Here is a 473-nt window from a genome sequence, read left to right as displayed (position 1 = left end):
GCCCAGGTGCTGCGCTATGCCGACCCCAAGCGCGGGCAGCACCGCACCATGCGGCTGCGCCACACCCATGACGACACCCTGCTCGATGGCTTCCTGCTCTCGGGGGATACCAGTGCCCAGGAGTGGATCAGCGGCTTGCTGCGGGACGAGCAGGCCACCCAGGCCTATGGCCGCGCCCTGCTGCTGCCGGTGAGCAAACCTCCGGTGCCGGTGGTGACGTTGGGCAAGGTGGTGTGTACCTGCTTCAATGTCCGGGACATCGCGATCGCTGAAAAACTGGCCGATTGCAGCGGAACCGATGCCGAGCGGCTGACCAGCCTGCAAGGCGCCCTGCGCTGCGGCACCAACTGCGGTTCCTGTGTACCGGAATTGCAGCGCATGGTACGCAACGTAACTCCCTCCAACCTTTCTACCCCGACCGCCCAAGCGGCCTGAAGACCATGGACATGTTTCTTTCATCGTATGCGGCCAGC

1 protein-coding gene is annotated in these 473 nt (G+C 64.5%); it reads left to right on the top strand.

What is annotated here, in order from left to right; all coding sequences use genetic code 11:
- A partial coding sequence (locus AC1RMF_RS26675) for a (2Fe-2S)-binding protein (RefSeq protein ID WP_493145585.1) occupies positions 1–435 on the top strand: 435 nt, incomplete at its 5' end.
- Positions 436–473 lie beyond the last annotated feature (38 nt).

This window comes from Rhodoferax sp. GW822-FHT04A08, from assembly GCF_058801025.1.
The sequence above is the reverse complement of the archived record's forward strand: the minus strand, read 5'-3'. Positions and strand labels throughout refer to the sequence as shown.